The 20,172-nt window shown below is 39.1% G+C and carries 17 protein-coding genes; 1 reads left to right on the plus strand and 16 read right to left on the minus strand.

Features of this window, described 5'->3' with window-relative positions; genetic code table 11:
* Nucleotides 1-140: 140 nt before the first annotated feature.
* Together DMB88_RS25030 and DMB88_RS25035 are read right to left on the minus strand one after the other, a co-directional pair.
* Nucleotides 141-2,549, minus strand: coding sequence for a cellulase family glycosylhydrolase (locus tag DMB88_RS25030; RefSeq protein ID WP_128103515.1), 2,409 nt, complete (start codon nucleotides 2,547-2,549; stop codon nucleotides 141-143).
* 18 nt (nucleotides 2,550-2,567) lie between these two features.
* A complete protein-coding gene (locus tag DMB88_RS25035; RefSeq protein ID WP_254438669.1) occupies nucleotides 2,568-3,323 on the minus strand; it encodes an SDR family NAD(P)-dependent oxidoreductase in 756 nt (251 codons plus the stop codon).
* Nucleotides 3,324-3,709: 386 nt separating this feature from the next.
* Here DMB88_RS25035 and DMB88_RS25040 point away from each other — a divergent pair, with 386 nt between their 5' ends.
* A complete protein-coding gene (locus tag DMB88_RS25040; RefSeq protein WP_128103516.1) occupies nucleotides 3,710-4,972 on the plus strand; it encodes a helix-turn-helix domain-containing protein in 1,263 nt (420 codons plus the stop codon).
* A 94-nt stretch (nucleotides 4,973-5,066) separates the two neighbouring features.
* Here DMB88_RS25040 and DMB88_RS25045 read toward each other — a convergent pair whose 3' ends face one another.
* The 14 genes from DMB88_RS25045 to DMB88_RS25105 form a co-directional block, all read right to left on the minus strand.
* Entirely contained in the window at nucleotides 5,067-5,957 is an 891-nt protein-coding gene (locus DMB88_RS25045) for a carbohydrate ABC transporter permease (protein WP_128103517.1), read from the minus strand.
* Nucleotides 5,958-5,968: 11 nt separating this feature from the next.
* Nucleotides 5,969-6,901 (minus strand): ABC transporter permease, encoded by a 933-nt coding sequence (locus tag DMB88_RS25050; protein ID WP_254438334.1) that lies wholly within the window; start codon nucleotides 6,899-6,901, stop codon nucleotides 5,969-5,971.
* 49 nt (nucleotides 6,902-6,950) lie between these two features.
* Nucleotides 6,951-7,274: a DUF3502 domain-containing protein gene (locus DMB88_RS31535; RefSeq protein WP_368028220.1), complete on the minus strand. Its 324-nt coding sequence runs from the start codon at nucleotides 7,272-7,274 to the stop codon at nucleotides 6,951-6,953.
* A gap of 230 nt (nucleotides 7,275-7,504) precedes the next feature.
* Nucleotides 7,505-8,119, minus strand: coding sequence for a type 2 periplasmic-binding domain-containing protein (locus tag DMB88_RS31540; RefSeq protein WP_254438336.1), 615 nt, complete (start codon nucleotides 8,117-8,119; stop codon nucleotides 7,505-7,507).
* 11 nt (nucleotides 8,120-8,130) lie between these two features.
* Nucleotides 8,131-8,352 (minus strand): hypothetical protein, encoded by a 222-nt coding sequence (locus DMB88_RS25060; RefSeq protein ID WP_128103518.1) that lies wholly within the window; start codon nucleotides 8,350-8,352, stop codon nucleotides 8,131-8,133.
* Between the two features lie 264 nt (nucleotides 8,353-8,616).
* Entirely contained in the window at nucleotides 8,617-10,224 is a 1,608-nt protein-coding gene (locus DMB88_RS25065; RefSeq protein ID WP_254438337.1) for a response regulator transcription factor, read from the minus strand.
* Between the two features lie 16 nt (nucleotides 10,225-10,240).
* Nucleotides 10,241-11,977, minus strand: coding sequence for a sensor histidine kinase (locus DMB88_RS25070; RefSeq protein ID WP_128103519.1), 1,737 nt, complete (start codon nucleotides 11,975-11,977; stop codon nucleotides 10,241-10,243).
* Nucleotides 11,978-12,235: 258 nt separating this feature from the next.
* Nucleotides 12,236-13,090, minus strand: a complete 855-nt coding sequence (locus DMB88_RS25075; protein ID WP_128103520.1) for a DegV family protein — start codon at nucleotides 13,088-13,090, stop codon at nucleotides 12,236-12,238.
* Nucleotides 13,091-13,102: 12 nt separating this feature from the next.
* The gene (locus DMB88_RS25080; protein WP_128103521.1) at nucleotides 13,103-15,274 is read right to left on the minus strand and encodes an MMPL family transporter; all 2,172 of its coding nucleotides are present in this window, start codon (nucleotides 15,272-15,274) and stop codon (nucleotides 13,103-13,105) included.
* 342 nt (nucleotides 15,275-15,616) lie between these two features.
* Nucleotides 15,617-15,886: an Asp23/Gls24 family envelope stress response protein gene (locus DMB88_RS32210; protein WP_128104605.1), complete on the minus strand. Its 270-nt coding sequence runs from the start codon at nucleotides 15,884-15,886 to the stop codon at nucleotides 15,617-15,619.
* A gap of 134 nt (nucleotides 15,887-16,020) precedes the next feature.
* Complete coding sequence (locus DMB88_RS25090; protein WP_128103522.1) at nucleotides 16,021-16,674, minus strand: response regulator; 654 nt, start codon at nucleotides 16,672-16,674, stop codon at nucleotides 16,021-16,023.
* Nucleotides 16,675-16,679: 5 nt separating this feature from the next.
* Entirely contained in the window at nucleotides 16,680-17,897 is a 1,218-nt protein-coding gene (locus DMB88_RS25095; protein WP_254438338.1) for a sensor histidine kinase, read from the minus strand.
* 786 nt (nucleotides 17,898-18,683) lie between these two features.
* Nucleotides 18,684-19,043 (minus strand): helix-turn-helix domain-containing protein, encoded by a 360-nt coding sequence (locus tag DMB88_RS25100; protein WP_128103523.1) that lies wholly within the window; start codon nucleotides 19,041-19,043, stop codon nucleotides 18,684-18,686.
* A gap of 339 nt (nucleotides 19,044-19,382) precedes the next feature.
* Entirely contained in the window at nucleotides 19,383-20,171 is a 789-nt protein-coding gene (locus DMB88_RS25105) for a TrmH family RNA methyltransferase (protein ID WP_128103524.1), read from the minus strand.
* Between the last annotated feature and the right edge of the window lies 1 nt (nucleotide 20,172).

Below are 20,172 nucleotides of genomic sequence, written 5' to 3' on the forward strand. Positions count from 1 at the left end.
GGATTACGAAATCACCATACTTGTGTATGGTGATTCATTTATTTTATTACTGTTGAGGGTGTACAATCTACAGGGTAAAACTTGGATATTCTTTGTTTATTTTGTTAGCGCTTACTTACGCAATGCCCAAGTCTGCATATTTATACGAACTCCAGAAGGAAATGTACTGCCGGGATAGTCCCGTCAAGATTAAAAACTACACCACCATCAGTAGGTGTTCCTATAATGTTGGCAACAGGCGTACCCACTGTGTCCAGGGCAATGAGGGTTGCCGTCTGGCTTTGGACGAACAAAGAACCCTCAGCGGTGTCTGCATACAATTTACCTTGATGATCAACTATCGTAGTAAAACCATCAGAAGTGAAAATCGTTTCGTCCATTCCAGTGGGACCGATTAACGTAATAAGAAATGATTTTGCAACATCTATGTGATCACAGTTCACAGGTAATAAAGCGGCGGACAAACGATCATTGTTAACATTCAGGACAATATCCTTTGTTAGCGTTATACCTCCGGCAGGATCTCCACTAAAGTAGCTACAACTTGGAGTTTGGATACCGAACGTACCCGCAATGGGATCAAAGCTTATCTCACCCGTATCAGAGATTAGGGCATTACCAACTAAACCACGGTCACTAGGTAGAAGCCCCCAACGCTTGAGTGCTATGTCCAGGTTAGATGCAAAAGCAGTATAATCGCCATCTCCAGCCAAGGAAGTGATGTCTTCAAATACCAATAGCTTGTCGCCCAATTTCGCACCAGTCAATTCTTCATCAGTCTGCTCTGCAAGTCTCTCTAATCGTCCTGTACCAGACGTGTGCCTCATGGCATCCCTAAAGGATGACCAAGAGAAGTAAACTGCGTGCTTGGCCTGAGAGAGATCACCGTTGTTGACAAAGCCTCCAGTGATAGCGACATCGGCATCGCCAGTATAAGTATCCCCCTGATCCAGAAATACATTACGTAGGCTAGTGATGTATGGAAGAAAAGTATTCGGCATGCTAAATGAAGACGGAAGGGTTTTTAGATCATTTTTGGTAAAAACGAGATCCATTTGATGCTCAGCCGGACGTACCAGACTTCCCAGAAATAATGATGCCATAAAACCAAACTGGCAAATAAGTGACGGATCATTGTAAGCATCAAAAATGTCAGTGATGACATCATCAGGCTGGTCGTTCCAGCTTTCTGATGTATGATAACAATAGACCATAAGACCGTCCCAGTCATTCAGACAAGCATATGCTGCCATGGATATAAATGCTGTGGAGTGAAAAGGATTAACACCATACTCATTCCATTCGCTTAGGATAAAAGGTTTACCGGCAACCACTGCGGTAGTAGCCATTTGCAGCATTTCGGTACGCATGAATATTCCGTCCTTGTGTACAGTCAGTGGATTAGAAGTTACATATTCTCGCATCCCCGGCACCACCAGAGTTTCCTGGTGAAATGGCGGCATTGGATGGTTAAAGTATGTATTATTCTCCATAATATCCCCATCTATATGTGAATAAACATCCGCTGTACCATTCAGGAGGTTACTTGTGTTTACAGGGACTTTTGCTCCTAAAGACCTGATATGATCAATCATGGTGTTGTAGTAACGACGATTTACATCAATACCAAATTCCATAAAATCGGCATAACGTGCTGGACTTACATTCCCTGCCCATTCTCCCATTGGATCATTGGTTACCTGATAGAAGCTGCCTTCTGGAAAACGAACCTTCCCTGCTTCTGGATCTTCTTCTTCCCCCAGCGCACAGATGTTGTTATACGTCCATGCTTTTGCAAGATTCTTCCTTGTATCGTACTTGGCGAGCAGGTGCCGGTTAAAACGACGCTGTAGCTCTTCTCGGTATGGTATTATGCCTTTCTCATCCTTAATGTCTTCCGTCCCCCGAAAGATGGAATCCTCATTATTGACCTGAATGGTCATGACTACAGGGTCGTCAATTAAAGCCAGTCCAGTATATGGATTCACATGACATAAGAGATTGGTTGCATATTCCTTCTGAAGTTCAATTAATCTGTCATTAACATGAGTGAAGCCTTTAAAGAAAAAGGGCGGTGAATCAGCATAATCCAGATCATCTCCGTTTTGGAAAACACGCGCCACCAGTAGATCGATCTGCACATAAATGCCCTTTTCCTTTAGCTTCGCAATGAAATAATCAAAACGATCAAGACCTTTCTCATTTAAGTTCCTGCTGGAACCGCTATCATAATCAATCAAAGGATTGTCCATACTTGAACTCCATCCAGAAGGACCAGGTGCAGCGTCAGCAGCATGAAGTCGAATGACATTAACCCCCATAGATGCAAAGCGCTCAGCCAATCGCTCAGCAGTATGATGATCAGGTGTATTAGAACGAGTAGGTAAATTGAAACCTATAAACTTCGCACGGGTACCATCAGCAAAGTATAAATTGCCATCTCTAACTTGAGTGAAACCATGCTTACCCGCTGGAGCATCCAACAATTTCGAAAAATCCAATACCCCGTTATTGGGTGTTGCCTTGTCGATCTTGATTCTCTGCTTCATTCTTAGTCCTCCTTAATGTTATAGAGTTAATCCACCATCCACGGCGATGATGGAACCTGTAATGTAACGCGATTTATCTGAAGCCAGAAAGTCGACTATTTCCGCGATCTCTGATGGTTCAGCAAAGCGTCCGATGCGCATATTAGGAAACTCTTCTGGTGTATAGCCTGATTCCTGCATCATCGTAGGAACAGATTGTGTCAGTGCTGTATCGACACCACCAGGACAGATGGCATTCACGCGAATACCTTTACGAACGTATTCAATGGCCGCTGCTTTCGTCAAACCAATAACGGCATGTTTACTTGCTGTATATGCAGACATACTATGTTCAGCACGAATTCCTGCCGTGGACGCTGTATTAATGATTGAACCAAACCCCTGTGCGTTCATTATTGATAGCACCTTCTTTAATCCCAAGAAACTACCTCGTACATTTACGTTCATCACCCGGTCAAACTCCATTGTTTCAAGGTTCTCAAGTAAAGAGAAATTTTGCAAAACTCCGGCATTGTTGAAAAAGACATCTATTCGACCATAAGCTTCTACCGTAGCCTTCGTGTAACGTTCGACATCTTCTTCCTTTGTAACATCTGCCTGTAAAAATAGGCTCTCCCCACCTCGTTGCTGAATCAGATTAACCGTTTCTGTACCAGACACGGTGTTGAAATCAACAGCCACAATCTTGAATCCAGATTCAGAAAGTTTTAGACATGCAGCTCGGCCAATACCTCCACCTGCTCCGGTTACAATAGCAACTAGCCCATTTTCCAAATTGTTACTTCTGTTTTGGACAGTCTCTGCTGAACTCGGCTGGGCAGTTGTAGAGATAGACGATAGATCTGACAAAATAACTGAAACAAGCTCTTCAGGAATATTGGCCTGTGGAATAGCACTAAGTTGCTTCAACGTAAAACTATTTGCCATGCTAATCATTGGATTAGTAGAAATCCCAGGCAAATATTTTTCTAAAATTTTGACCGCTTCTTCGTTGGCAAGTAATTCCTTTAATTTTGAGTTTTCTGTAAAAGCCAATTTAATCACCTCGTTTAAGTTATGAAACTAACACTAACACTAATTCTAATATTAAATATGTATTGTTTATGGTATGATTCTTATTAAAAAAGTATAAATCAATGGACTTGTAGGATGTGAATTGAATGAGATCAGTTCAAAATGATGAGCGGTTACATAATTCATGTAAGTTATTGCTAGAGAGCTTACAACTACCTATCTGTTACACTTGGATGGATGATAGTGACGAAATTATATCTTACCTCCATGAAGGCATACAGGTTAATCCCCTTTTTAACCATCACTCCGAGCTTGTTGGGCTTCTGAAGCAACAAGTTCAGCCTTTGCTTATCCCCAATATTCATACAACTCCTTTAGGAGAATCCTTCATCGTTGTTCCGTTACTTCATGATCGTGTTATGGAGGCAATCGTCGTTATGGGACCTACTACCGTGATCTCCATGAACAACGAAATTATTAACGATCTACTTAGAGAATGTGATTACACCGTAACACCTGAATGGGCTTCTTACTTGCTACAACTACCTCTCTTCTCAACAAAACGTCTTAATCATATCGGAATTTTGGTACACCATCTACTGAATGGAATCATGCTTGATATCACTGATATTATGGAAAAGCATTTTCGATTTGAGCCTGACTCTGATTCAAGTAAACTTGCCGAGATCGTTATTTCCGACCGACGGGAATCATTCGAATTCAGTGGTGTATTTAATATTGAGAAACAGCTGTTAAGGTCTATTAAAAACGGTGATAAAACTGCCTTTAATCAAATGACACTTACAGCTAATTACGATGGCCCTGGTATTCTGTCTAACTATAACCAGTTGCGAAGGATAAAAAATCTTGGTATCTATTCGATTGCACTCGCTGCGCGAGCTGCAATTGAAGGAGGTCTATATCCGGAGATCGCTTATACTCTCAGCGATCTTCATATTCAGCATATCGAAGATCTTCGTGAATACAGTGCGGTAGTTGCTGCCATTGGCGATGCATTAATAGACTTTGTTGATCGGGTTTCTAACAGTAAACGGAAGAATCTCTCCAAGTCCATTGCATCTTGCCAGGATTATATTTTTAACCACTTATATGAAAATATTACTTTATCTGTTTTGGCAAAAAAGGTCGGTTTACAGGAAAATTACTTGTCTCAGCTCTTCAAAAAAGAAACGGGAGTAACGATTACCCAGTTCATTCAAGCAGAAAAAATTGAAGAAGCAAAAAAAATGTTGGAATTAACCCAACTACCTGTTACTGCAATAGCAGCTAAATTGAATTTTTATGATCAAGCCCATTTTATTAAGATCTTTAAAAAACATACAGACTCGACACCAAAAAAATACAGAGACAAGAACAAATTTAACATTGTGAACGACGATGAAGAGTAAATTAGGGTGGACAACATCTTTAATAAAATCAAAAGCCCATCATGTATTGAACATGATGAGCCTTTGATTGAAAGTCCAAGTACTGCTATATCGCTTAACCTTTAACCGCTCCCAGAGCTAAACCTTTGACAAAATATTTCTGTAGAAAGGGATAGGCTATCATAATGGGAGCAATGCTGATTACGGCAATAGCCATGCGGAAGGCCTCTGTTGGAAGCTCTTGCATGGAGCCACTTGCCAATGAACTTACTGAACTGTTGTTGGAAAGGAACTGAATGTTACTCATTAGTTGATTCATCACGGTTTGTAAGCTGTATAATTCAGGATCCGTCAGATAAATCAAACCATTGAACCAATCATTCCAATACATAAGTCCTTGTAACAAACCCACAACAGCCAATATAGGCAATGAAAGCGGTAACACGATTTTGCGATAAATTGTAAACTCTCGAGCCCCGTCTATACTTGCTGACTCCAAAACAGAGGCTGGTACGGTCGTCATGAAAAAACCTCTCATCATCAGTACACTGAATCCGTTCATTAATAACCCTGGAATAATGAGAGCTGCAAGTGTATTTTTCAGATGGAATATTTGAGTATATATGATGTAAGTTGGAGCTAATCCTCCGTTGAATAACAAAGCAAAGAACAAAAGGAATGCTACAAATTTTCCACCAGGCAAATCTGGTCTTGAAAGAGGATAAGCTAGCATTGAAGTAATAAGTAAACTGGATGCAGTTCCAACTACGGTAACAAAAATCGTGATTCCATAGGCATTAAAAATGAGAGAGGATTGCTGCCATATATATTCATAAGCTGCAAAACTAAATGTCTCCGGGAAGAAGGAATAGCCTTGTTGAATAATAGATTGCTCATCAGTTAATGAGGATATTACAAGAAGCAGGAATGGACATATGCAAGCAAGAGACAACAAGATCAAAATAATATTAGAACCCCAATGCCAAAAACGTTCTTCTTTAGCCATTACAATACCTCCTAGAACAACGCATTTTCTTTGTTAATTTTTCGAACAGTATAATTTGAAAGAATGACAAGGATGAAACCTACAACAGATTGGTACAATCCTGCCGCAGCAGACATCCCAATATCACCAAGCTGCATAAGTGCGCGAAATACATACGTATCAATAACATTAGTTGTACTGTATAAGGCACCTGAATTCATGGGCACTTGGTAGAACAGTCCAAAGTCTGAGTAGAAAATACGCCCTATACTTAATAGGGTCATCATGACAATAATTGGTGTTATTAATGGAACTGTGATCTTACGTATCTGCTGCCATTTACTAGCGCCATCCAACTTGGCTGCCTCATAGTACTCCTTATCAATACCAATAATGGCTGCAAGGTACACTACACAGGAGAAGCCTATACCCTTCCATAAGTTTACGATGACCAATATGAATGGCCAGAATTTGGGCTCATTATACCAAGATACAGAGTCTATGCCTAAGGCCGGTAGGACCGTCTTGTTCATTAGCCCTACATTCACACTTAGTAACGAATACACCAGATAACTTACCAGCACCATAGAAATTAAATAAGGCAGCAGCAAAACACTTTGATAGAACTTGACTGCCAGCTTATTCTTGATTTCATTCAGGAGAATAGCTGTTCCCACTCCAACAATAAGTCCGATAATAATAAAAGCTGCATTATATAGAATGGTATTACGGGTAATAATGAATGCATCGGACGATGAAAATAAAAACTTGAAGTTATCCATACCATTCCAGTCACTACCCCATATCCCCTTAGCAAAATTAATATCTTTAAATGCAATACTTATTCCATACATAGGCATATAGTTGTTAATGATCAGATAAGCAACTCCGGGTAACATCATTAAGTAAAGGGAACCATATTTCCATAGTGTCCTTCTTGCATCATTTAGTCTGCCTTTCATCATGCAACACTCCCTTCTTTCATTTCGATCTATTGAGACGTTGACGTTACAGTTAATTCTGTTCTTGCGTCCATTCGTCAAGCTGCATTTGCTTCTCTGCAATCACCTTGTCAATGCCTGCTGCTTTTAAGCTTTCTATAAATTTAGGCAGGATTTTATCAGGGCCTAAACTCCCTGTTTCAAGTGGAAGCGCGTATTGAGTAATAACGGTTCCGATAGATGCTACCTCAGTCTTAACTGTCGATGAATCAAAAGTAAAGCCCGATGCTTTTGATCTCGTAGCCCATGCATTAAACTCTTTTACTTTCTCCCATAATTCAGGGTCAGTCCCTTTCCAGACGTGTTCTATGAATTGATTACCAGATAACCAACCCATATTCATATAGTATCCCGAACTCTGAGCATCAACACCTTGAGGGAAGTCGATAACATTACCAGATTTGATATCATAATGCTTCCCCCTCAATACCCCATATCAGTAAGTTCGCAATGTCTTTATCAGAGTACATCAGATTCAGAAAATCCATCGCCTTATCCGGGTTTTTGGAGTTCACAGTGATTCCCCACATCGTGTTTGTTATTTGAGATGTTGTGGAAACAGTAGGGCTATGTGAATTTGTAAACTTTCATCTCCATACCATTAGACCTAGCTGTCTCAATTAGAGCTGCCGGATGTGCACTGGTTAGAAATGAGAATCCGCGTTCAGCATACTCTTTAGTATCATATAGGTTAACTACCTTTAAATTATTATCGTAATTTGGGAGAACACCTATAGTGTTGCTTAGTTCATCAAATGTTTTGTAATTATTAAGTATAGACGCACCTACAGTAGACGGAATTAAAGATGCCATATTGGGCTCTCCAGCTTTAACTGTTTTCAGCACTTCTTCGCGATCCTGAATGGTTTGCATTTTGCTAGTATCGACATCATACTTCTGAACAATATCTTTTCGCATGGATACTCCGTTAATCATAGCCATTTCATGCAATGTTGGTACACCGTAAATAATCCCTTTAACTTTTGAGGCATCTAGATAAGCAGGATCCAGAGCCTTAACAATTCCTTGTCCATGGCTTGCTAATAGCTCGACTAGCGGAATCAATTGCCCCTGTAGAACGGACTGACTGTAATTATAAATGCTTGGCATAAGATCAAGTTGTTCACCACTGGAGAACATCAAATTCGTTTGCTGCATCCAGTTGGAAAAGCTAATGGGCATTAATTTCACCCTCACGTTGATTTTCTTTGGGCCAATGCGTTAACGGCACCTTCAATCAGAGGCATATCTTTCGGGAGTGCACCAAAAATAGGAAATGCAACCTTTAGTTCAGTCACTTCTTCATTATTGCTCTCACCCTGATTGATACTGCTGTTCTCACTGCTACTACATGCAGATAATAGCAACACGGAGGTTAGTACCAGCAAGCTGAATAACTTCAATTTCTTTTTCATAACTGTTCCCCCTCATGATTATTTCTCTACTTATGAAGACCTTTAAAAGTGTGGTGTTCAGAAGTGAGTACTTGTAGTTTACAGAAAGCTTTCCTGTAATTCTGCTGTTTGTACGACCTTTCAATATTCATTTAACGACCATGATTAGTCCATCAGCTTGAGTAATAAAATGAACCCGCCAAGCGTAAACTTGACTGGTTCATTTATAAAAATATTACTATATAGTTGCACAGCTAGAGTATGTGCTCTCTTCCACTTCGCTAATCATAATTCTAGTTTTGGATGTTGATGTGTATTGCGAAATTCATTCGGGTTCATATTGGTATGTTTCTTAAACATCCGTGAAAAATGAGAAAAATTCACATATCCAATATGTGAAGCTATTGCACTGATTTGCATATCCGTTTTTATCAAGAGTTCTTTGGCGATCCGTAACCTTTCTTGAAACAAATAATCAGATACAGCAATGCCTGTTTCTTTTTTAAAAATACGTGTTAAGTAATCTGGATTAAGGAAGACATGATTGGCAATTTCTTCTCGGGAAATATCCTTTGAAATATTAAGTTGTATGAACTGCATTACTTTCTGTACAACAGTCAATGATTGTTCTAGCGAATGTACATATTCTTTTGCTTTTTTTAAAGCGTGTTCAACCCACTCAAGTAAATTGGTTATGGAACGAGGAGCATTCAAAATCATTTGCTGTGAAAAGGGATCACTGTATAATTGATGTGCTTGAATTCCTTTTGTTTGTAGTACAAAATACATCATCTGTTGAAAGTCCTGATAGACTCGGTTCAAAAGATCGGCGTTTAGAATCCCTCTATCCAGACCATTTAAATACTGGGTAGATTCACTTAATACTTCATCAAATAAATCTTTAGCTAACATAACACTCCATAACTTGATATTTGCGGGCTCATAATATGAGGATTTATTTTGAGATTTAGAAAGGAAAAACACCTTATTGTTGTACGCAACATTATTGCGATCCAATTCATTGAGTTTGTTCACCATATCCAACATTTCATGACCATGAACAGGTTGTCCAATATAACATGAGATGTCACAATAAAAATAATGACTGCATTCCTCAACATAGCGTTGCCCTTCTTGCTCTAATGCGGCTGTGAGATCCTCTTTTTCTTCTAAAGATAGTATGGTAAGGATTCTTCTATTGCTTAGCGCAATAACCAATCCTTCTTTTTTTGACTTAAGAAGTATTTCCTCAGCAGAATTTTTAAGACCATACTCCAATATCTTTTCCTCACGTAAGGTTAGGGATTTATGCCATCTTTGAATGTTAATCAAGATTGGTAAAAATAACATTTCAGCTAGATATTCAATATTTCGATCTGCAGCAGCGAGACTCAGAGCTTGTGGATTGGATGGAATAGTTTGATTCAAAATATCCTGCCAGAACCGTTCGTTTAACATCGGTTGAAGCTGGAACCAGAATTGCCCAAATTGACTGATTTGAATAAACTCTGCTTCTTTGTGAATCCTTTCTTTTGCTTTGAGGATTACCTTTTCCAGTTCATTGAATGGTACAGGCTTTAAAATATAATCTAAACTTCCTAATCGGATCGCCTGCTTGGCATAGTCAAAATCAGCGTGACACGTTAAAAAAATAGTTTCTGTTTGAGGAAATCGTTCTCGAACCCATTGGGCTAACTCCAAACCGGATGCTTGAGGCATCTCGATATCACAGAGCATGATATCAATACGCTCTTCCTCAAACAATTCTTTTGCCTGCTTAACCGTATGCGCCGTTAAAACTTTATCAATTCCCAGCTTACTCCAATCCATACCCAGGCGAATCCCTTCGACAGCATGTATCTCATCATCAACAATAATTAACTGGTACATCATGATAGAAACCACCTTTCTAAATCTCTTCAGCGTAAGGAAGTCGAACCACTACTACAGCGCCTTGTGGAAAGCCATTATAACAGGATAATGACGCATTCTGACCATATAGTAGAAGTAACCTTTTCTTAACATTCCATATGCCTATGTGGTCACCTTTCTCATCAACGATTCGGTTTCCCGAACGAATTTGTGTTAAAACATCTTCTGGAAATCCTCTACCCGTGTCTCTAATAATGATTTCAATAAATGGATTTAAACCTGTTTCTCGTAATTCAAGTATGACCGACAGATGCAAAGGTTCCTCTAAAGTAACGCTATGTTTGATTGAATTTTCAAGAAATGTTTGAATGAGCAGTGGAGGGATGTTTAAATGTTTTAACGTTTCAGGATATTCTATAGTACAAGTCACTTGTTCTGGGAAACGCAATTCCTGGATTCGAACATAATTGCGGACATGTTCAAGTTCCTCAGTTAGCGTTACAAAGGAAAGATTGCTTCGGAACATAAACCTGAAGTAGCGAACCAGGCATAGAGTCATGTCTTGAATAAGAGCAAAATTCTTCACTTGAGCCAAGTTATATAGAATATTTAATGAATTCATAAAAAAATGAGGATTAATCTGAAGCTGGAGGTGCTGAAGTTCGATTCTCTGCTTACTCAATTGTTCTTCATACACATCAATTTTTAATTTCTCAATTTGTTTAATCATCTTATTAAAAGTGTGGTATACCATTAAAAATTCGTCGGAAGTTTTGTAATTCTCCACGCGAACATGTAATAAGCCTTTATTAATTTTATTCATGACTGCAATGAGACGGTTTAAAGGCACTAACAAGGTGCGATGTAGAAAAAATAGACTTACTGGCACTAGTCCTATGGCAGAAAATGAGATCCAACCGATTAGCCATGATAACATAGGCAGATTCTGTAGAATCTGATCATTGGGTATGATTGCAGCCAGACTAAACTCACCCTCTTTAGAAGATTGGCCGACAATCATCAAGTTATCTTTGTCACCTGTTAGATAATAATGTTGGAATCCTCTAGTAAGATCAATATGTTCAAGATTTATATCCGTCCGAACCATAGGTTTCCCTTCAGAAGTTATGAGGAGCCCAGTACCGTTTTTCCCAAGATCTATTAAACTAAGGGGGCTAAGTAGTGTATTGGCATTAACCCAAGCTCCGATAAATAAATGGTCTGCTTTAGTGACGCGGAGGAGATAACTGTGACCTCCTATATTTCGGATATACCAGGAGTTGCTTATCAGTTGGGACGAATTAGATAAATGATTTAAGTGTTTAATCAGATTATCCTCTACTTCTATACGTTCTTGAAATGATACTGAGGATTGCGAAATATTCAGTAAATCTTGACGTTCAGGTTTGAAAACAAAAAATGAATCAATTGATTTGTATAAATACATATTATTAGATAGATTGAAGGAAGCATTATACTTCGCTATTTGATATTCATCTTCGGAATTTGGTGCATTCATAGACTGAATATCATAATTAACTGTTGCCAGTCCGAGTATATTCTTCTCGGCAAGTTCTAACCGGTCATCAATCTGGTTCATATATAAAGAGATCAAATTCTTGTTAGAGATAGCTACTTGGTTACGGACCACATCAATACTATAGCGATTGTTGTAGATAAGGAGAGTAATAAGCGGTAATGTAACAGCAAACAAGCCCACAACCAGTTTGAAACGAATCGAGTTCCATGAAAAACGAGGAAAATGTATACCCATTTTTATTCCTCCTATGTATTGAAAGTAGGACGGTAGTATCTAGTAACCATAACTGCCTACTCTTATTAATTTGATCATAATTCAGAAATTATATCTACCTAATTCATGACATCTCACTGTGCTTCTGCCGACATTGTGTCTTAAATGAATCTTCCTTTTCTAATTTAAGATTTAATGTTCAGTTAAATTGAAAATCTGAATATCAAATAAGAAGTCACCACAGGGGTAACTTCTTATTTGAATAAATGAATTCATTAACTAACTCAACTTCATAATGAAGCTGATTGCGAGACTGTGTGGACCGCTGTGAGAACAGATCGCACAGCCACCTTCAATAATAAATACATCACGTATACAGGTTTCTTCAAGGATTATATTTCTAACCCATTCTGCTGATTCTGCCTCCAAAGTATGGGCAATGATAACCTGATCATGATCAATACGGTGAATATGTGAAAGTATGCTGTCTAGCAGTTTACGGAGAACTCGCTCTTTGTTCCCACGGTATTTCACACCAGAGAAAACGCGGCCTTGTCTTACATAAAGGATTGGCCTGATTCGAAGGATACTACCGACTAAATGTTGTAGATTACTTACTCTTCCGCCTTTATGTAAATAATCAAGTCCATTTACTAGTACGTTTAATTGTACTTCATCTCTCAGCTGATGAATTTTCTCTGAAATACTTAGTGCACTTTGTCCCTCTACTGCAGCCCTTGTAGCCAAGAGGACAATCATGGCTGCTCCAGCCGATACATTTAATGAATCTATTACTGTGATTCGACCAGCCGGAAATTCTCGCGCTGCAATTAATGAGTTCTGATAAGTAGATGATAACTCAGAAGACATACTGATAAACAGTACATCTTCTCCATTTTCAATTGCAGGACTGAATATTCGAATAAAATCAGCAGGTGAAGGTGCTGCAGTCTTTGGTAACTTGCCAGATTCCTCAACCCTTCTGTACATTTCATGGGTATCTATCTCGATGCGATCGAGAAACGATTGGTCTTCAAATACAATATACAAGGGCACAATGCCAATGTTGTATTTCATGATCCATTCCTGAGGGATATCCGATATGCTATCCGCAAATATGCGAACCTTAGCCATATTCCCTCCTCCTTATTCCGATTTCTTCTGGCTATTCATTACCGACTCTCCCTCAACATCAATATTCGGCAAGATTCGATTTAACCATTTCGGCAAATACCATGCACTCCGACCCAGGATCGTCATAATCGCTGGAACCAGTGTCATTCGAACAACAAAGGCGTCAATCAATATACCGAAAGCTAAAGCAAGTCCCATGGATTTAATAATGGTATCTTCTGCAAATATAAAGCTGGCAAAGACAGCAATCATGATAAGTCCAGCTGCGGTAACAACTGGTCCGCTGTGCGTCATACCACTTTTAACAGATTGACGTGCATCTCCGGTGTGGCTGTAATCCTCACGCATACGACTCACAAGGAATACCTCATAGTCCATCGCAAGACCGAACAGGATACCCGTAATCAAAATCGGCAGGAAGTTTAAGACAGGCCCAGGTTCTGGAATTCCGAATAGACTACCCAAATAGCCATCCTGAATGACCCACACAACAAAACCAAGTGTAGCACCCAGGGTAAAGAGGAATCCAAGGACAGCTTTGATTGGAACCAAGATGGAGCGGAATACCATCATCAACAATACAAATGCAAGTCCAACGATTAATAAGGCAAATTTAGGCAAGGCTTCAGACAGTTTCTCTGAAATATCAATGTTAACGGAAGTGGTTCCAGTAATAAGAACTTGAACTTTATCCTCTTTAAAGATTGCATCTCCTTGATTCCGAATGGACTTTACAAGTTCTGTAGTACGAATATCATGCGGACCTGTCTTAGGTAACACATTGATAATGGCTGCATTACCCGAAGGACTTGGAATAATCGGGCTCACACTAGCTACACCTTTTAGCTTCTCAATAAATGCAGTAGATTTGGCAATATCAGCCTGAGGATCAGAGCTCCCAGCTGCTTTGGCAACAATAATTAGAGGGCCATTAAACCCTTCACCGAATCCTTCTGCAAGCAGATCATATCCACGGCGCTCTGTTGTTTCTGTTGACTTTAGACCATTATCAGGTAATCCAAGCTGCATATGCATGAACGGAAGTGTGCAAACCGTTAAAATAACAATACATAAAATGGCCGTCAACCACGGTTTTCTTGTTACAACTTTGCCCCAAAAATTTTCGGATTTATGTTTCTTTTTGTTTCCTGACCATTTGCGAAGCAATTTGTTCTCACGTGCCGGGCTGATTCGTTCTCCTGCCGCTGCGAGTACTGCAGGTACGAACACTACAGCAATGATTACTGCGACAAAAACACTTACTGCAGCTGCTAGCCCCATCGTCGTAATAAACGGAATTTGCACAACCGACAAACCCACAAGCGCAATGATTACTGTCAGGCCTGCGAATACAACAGAGCTACCTGCAGTTGCATTAGCCTGAGCTATTGCTACATGGCGTTCGAATCCTTCTGCAAGCTGCTGGCGATATCTCGACATGATGAACAGAGCATAATCGATGCCTACAGCGAGTGCAAGCATCACTGCAAGTGTAATGGAGAATGAGGACATCGACACAAAATTCGAACCTATAATAATCGTCATAAGTCCAATTCCCAGTCCGATTACAGCAGTTAGAATCGGCAGACCAGCTGCAAGAAATGAGGTGAATGTGAATGCCAAAATCATGAAAGCAATCAAGATCCCAATGACCTCTGATGTACCTCCAACTTCAAGCTCGGACAGGACAACACTGCCAGCAAGTTCTGTTTGGATACCCTTATCATTCAAGGAATTTGCAACTTTAAGTGCATGTTCTTTGGATTTTTCGGTTACTTCTGCTGCAGGTAACTTGTAAGTGACATCTGCATAACCAATTTTTTTATCCTCGCTTAATGTATACCCATCATAAGGACTAAGGAAGGATTTTACCCCAGAATCTGTTTCCATATTCTTTAGTGCTTTATTAATCAAATTTTTATTAGCTGGCGTTTCCAAGGTGCCTTGCTCTGCCTTAAAAACCAATCTAATTTGTCCTTCGTCTGCTGAAGGGGGAAATTCCGCTTTTAGTACATCTGCTGCTTGTTCAGATTTAGTACCTGGAATCGTCATTGAACCAGTGAAGGAAGGACCCTTTCCTAAACCAATGGAAGCAAGTAAGATCAATAAAACAATGCCTCCTATAATGATCATCTTACTTTTTCTAACCGACCATTCGCCTAGTCGGAATAATAATTTTGCCATGTGTAATAACTTCCCCTCTCAATTCCCATATCTTGAGTTCGTTTTAAGGACGAGCTCATGGATTCATCATAACTCGGAAGAATAATTAATGAATCGTACAAAAGGGCAAGAAGCATATGTACTTTTGGGAAGAACGAGAGGGAATATTGAGTAATTATCAATCCAATATTGTACACAGTTACACATTTAGAATCATAAAATTGGTTAGAGTCCTTCTTTAATTAGTAAAAAAACAGTACGTCCCTCGGAAATTGCATACGAGGCGCACTGTTTGAATAAAAATACTGTGTTAAATTGATAATCCCACTACTTGAACTTGAATTTCACTTACATAAAGACCTGTTAATTCTTCCATTTTTTTTGTAAATAGTTCTGTAATTCGCGACAAACTAAATGCATTTTACAACCATATTCTACAATTACACTCAACTGAATCATTACAATTGAATGATCTATCTTAATGTCAACTCCCCTGTAAAAACTTTTAGCACTTATAATTTTAGCAATATTTCCAATGATTCCTGGAGATATCGATTTGATACCATATACCTGCTGTGTTAAATGATCAAAAATAGAATGAATAGCATTGGTTGAAATATGAATTTCACCTATTCTGGGGAATTAAGGTTGATATTGTTGTATAGTAGATATCACTGTCTTTATTCCACTCCTATAATTTCAACCTATTTATTCACTCATACATTTAAAGATTACAGAAAAGAATTTCGATTTTTTATTTAAGAAATTTACAAGTGAAGAATTCCATTTTCCACTGAGACAGCAACAGCCTCAGATCGTGAATCAACCCCTAGCTTATTATAAATATTAGTTAGATGAGCTTTTATTGTCCTTTCTGTAACACCCATATCAAACGCAATTTCTTTGCTACGCATTCCACGTGCAACGGCTTGAAGAATGATTAATTCTTTCTCGGTTAACAACGTATTTCTCTCTGATTTGACGTTGCTGACAGGTTCCCTTTCCCTGAATGAAAATACACGCGCTGTTACTTCAGGTTGTAATAATGTTTGACCGCGAAGTGCTGATTCTAAAGTACGAAACAAATTTTCCCGACTTGTATCTTTAAGAAGATAACCTTTTGCACCAAGCGCTAGACCGTTGATCATCAGGTCATCCTCATTGTATGTAGTCAAGATAATCACTGGTATCTGAATTTTTTTCTCATGCATCTTCTTCAAAGTGTCCAGTCCACCTAGACCACCTGGCATATTTAGATCAAGTAAAACAACATCAGGATTGAGATCCTCCATCAGCTGTAAAGCTGCTATACCTTCTTCAGCTTCGCCTGCTACAGAAAATTTATCATTTGTTTCTAAAATTAACTTGAGGCCTTCTCTTACAACCCAATGATCATCAACAATTAAAACCGAGTTTTTCATTATTGTTACCTCCTATGGGAAAAGGGTAGAATTAACTTAATAACAGTTCCTAGATTATGACTTTCTATTTGAATTTGTCCCCCGATCAAACGTGCACGTTCATGAATTCCTATTAGCCCATAATGACCGGATTGCTTACCTATTTTTTCCGCATTAAATCCTCTTCCGTTATCTTGAATATATACTAGGAGCTCACCTTTCCAGTGTTCCTCAATGATAATATTGACATGATCCGCTTGGGCGTGTCGAGCTACATTCATAAGCGATTCACTCACTATATGAAGAATATGTTCCATCTTAAAACCAGATATAGGTTTGTTGATTTGACAAGTGATATCGGTTTTGATGCCGGTGGCTATAACAAAGCGATCAATTGTATTATTCATTGCTTCAGTAAAATCAATCGAAGGAGTAGCCCTGCTTCTTAAATTGTCAATTGCTTTTCTAGCATCTGCCAAGGTCTCTCTAGCTTGTCCCATCGATTTGATAATAATCTCATGAGCTCGTTCGGTTCTTCCCGTGCTTAGATGGGCATCGACAGCCTCTAATTGCATAATGACTCCCGCTAAACCCTGGGCAAGTGTGTCATGCAAATCTCTGGCAATCCTCTGTCGTTCATTAGCAAGCGTAAGTTCCTCAACTTTTTGGTGAGCAAGTTCCAATTCCAACAAAAAAGTCTGTGTCCTGACTCTTGCATTGACTTGCCTATAGAACAGAAAAGCGTATGCTACGACAACAATGATCATAAGTAACAGAAGCGGAATTAATACAGCTAATTCTTGCGCACCTTTTGAAAGGTAAATATTCATAATGAAGCAGAAATATAAACTTAAAGCAATGAGCACTACTTTCGTTGTTTCATAAAAGATCGTTATCGTCTGCCCAATTAATACAGGAATTAGACCAATCAACACGGCAGGAAAACCGTCTGGCATCATCATAGCGCTACCAAAAATTAATCCTCCTTGGATTACTACATATATCAATCTGGAATGTTTGATGATGTCATTTACACGCCAGTATAGATATATATGTATCAACATGACTACGCCGAAAAACACACTTGGTAGTAACAAAGGCGCAGCCATCGTTTGCCACACAAGTGTAATGAGGGATACAATGATCACCCATACAATGACGGGTATACGTGTAGAAGCTATCTTATCATCATCGTTAGCAATACCCGAATTCAAAAAACTTGACGGTTCGTTTGTCTTACTCACATGAATCACCTCTTAACTTTGGTTCAATCATTATATAATGAATTGTTGCTGAAGGTATGTACCTTGGTACATGTCCATTCGGGCATTCCCCTAATTTTTTTCCAGTGTGAACACTTGGTTTTAACTTTTCAGTAGTCATAAATAAGAACAGACATGTCATTTAACGAGGGGGAGACTTCCTCATGATAAATGCATGCCTACCTTGATTTGGTTTTTCCAAGTCCATATTATGTGAGTTGTTTAACCATTCAATACATTGAGATGGAGTGTTTATTAATCTCAGAAGTGATTTCGTATCCAAGTTTGGTGTTCAATTTTGCCGCAAGGTGATCCTCCTTTTTTACTGTCAGGGAGCTAGTATGATAACCTTTGTGAGATTGCTTGCTCTTCCGCATGTTGAATGGGTCGAGATCCAATCCCCAATCCTCTGCTTTCTGGCATCGCTGCCAATGTCGAATGTGGTATTCGCCTTTGAATCCTTCTTTGAGCGTTATAGTCGAAATAACCGCTCTTGGATTCATTAGGTTATAGGTTATAAGGTCGATCAGCCCTGAAGTAACTTCAATTAGCAGATGGTGAATGGTCCCACTAAATAAAGATTTGATTTATGGATTGCTTGGTTCCAACGGAGATTGCAAAACGTCATTGCTTAAAATTATGGTAGACACTTGTCCTCATAATAGTAGCTTAGTTATTATTGAGAACTGAATAAGGTCGATGAAACGAGATTGAAAAGTGTGACAAGAAAACACCGAGCGAATAAATCACTTTTAATTCTCTAAGCAATTATAAACTCCCTTTACTCCTCAATCTGTACTTTAATTTTAAATCTAAAATACCTTCTAACTCTTCTTTATCATTCTTATTCAGCTTTCTAAGATCTGCTATAAATTTTGATTCGAAATCATCTAATTGAACACTAAAAACTTGTTTACTTTTATCTAAATCATCCTCAAAGATAAACCACTCCAAATCAATATTAAATTTCTTTTTTAATGCGATTACAGTATCTACTGATGGTTTGTATTTATTTTTTTCTAGCTCACTTAATGCTCCCTGTGAAACACCGATCATCTGTGAGAATTCTGTTTGATTAAGTTTGTTTAATTTCCTTATATATTTTAACTTTTCTCCTATGCTAGTCATTTGTTCCACCTTCTATCCCAAAAAGTAATTAAACAAAAAAGAGCAGCCCTAAAAGATGAAAATTAGGACTGTGCAAGGTTAGCGAAAAATTATTAAGTTTGACCCAAGGAAGTTTGTCTCACATCATAATATAAGAAATCACTTATCCACTTTTAATCCAAATCAAAAAAAATTAAAACAGTAGTTTGTAAAATACGATGGTCGATTCAATCTAACGGCGCTATTACTGGATAAACAGCATTTTATGAGTCTCATTTTTATGTTATAAATTATCTCATTGGACGATATAACTAGTCTCAATTGATGTTATAAACCACAATGTCACACTACAACTACTTCCTAAACCAACCGCTGCCTCATCGCCTCAAACAACAGAACGGTAGCAGCCATCGCTGCATTCAGCGACTCCGCTTGTCCTTGCATGGGAATCGTAATGGCATCATCCACTAACCGTGCGGTGGACTCCGAGATGCCTTTACCCTCATTACCAATGACAAGCCACACTGCCTGCGTAAAATCATAACTATAACACGAGTATTCTGCCTGCAAAGATGTGCTCACAAGCTTCACACCAGCCACCTTGGCTTCAGGCAGCAACGTCTCCAGTGATCCTTCAACAATTGGCAAATGAAACAATGAGCCCATCGTCGAACGAATTGTTTTCGGGTTATAGACGTCCGCACAGCCTGTTCCCAGCACAACACCAGCCGCACCTGCGGCATCAGCGCTACGAATAATCGTTCCCACATTGCCCGGATCTTGTACGTTATCCAATACAACGACCAGATTTCTCGTCTCAGAGAGTAGATTCTGCATCGGTTCCTTGGACTTCCGAACAATCGCAAATACGGGCTGCGGAGTCATCGTATCCGTACATTTGGCGATAATTGCAGGTGTTACACTAACCCATTCAACCTTCTGAAGTGGGTTTTCGAATCCCGCAAGTTCGTACGGTACGCCTTGCTCTCCATCATAGACGATACACTCTAGATCAGCGCCAGCGCGGAGCGCCTCCTGAACCAAATGAATGCCTTCAATAATATATTTATGTTGACGGGTACGGTGCTTTTTCTCCAGCAACTGAGCCCATTCCTTCACACGTGCATTTTGCGGTGATACAATATCCATC

It is taken from the genome of Paenibacillus sp. DCT19 (genome assembly GCF_003268635.1).
Classification (GTDB): Bacteria; Bacillota; Bacilli; order Paenibacillales; family Paenibacillaceae; genus Paenibacillus.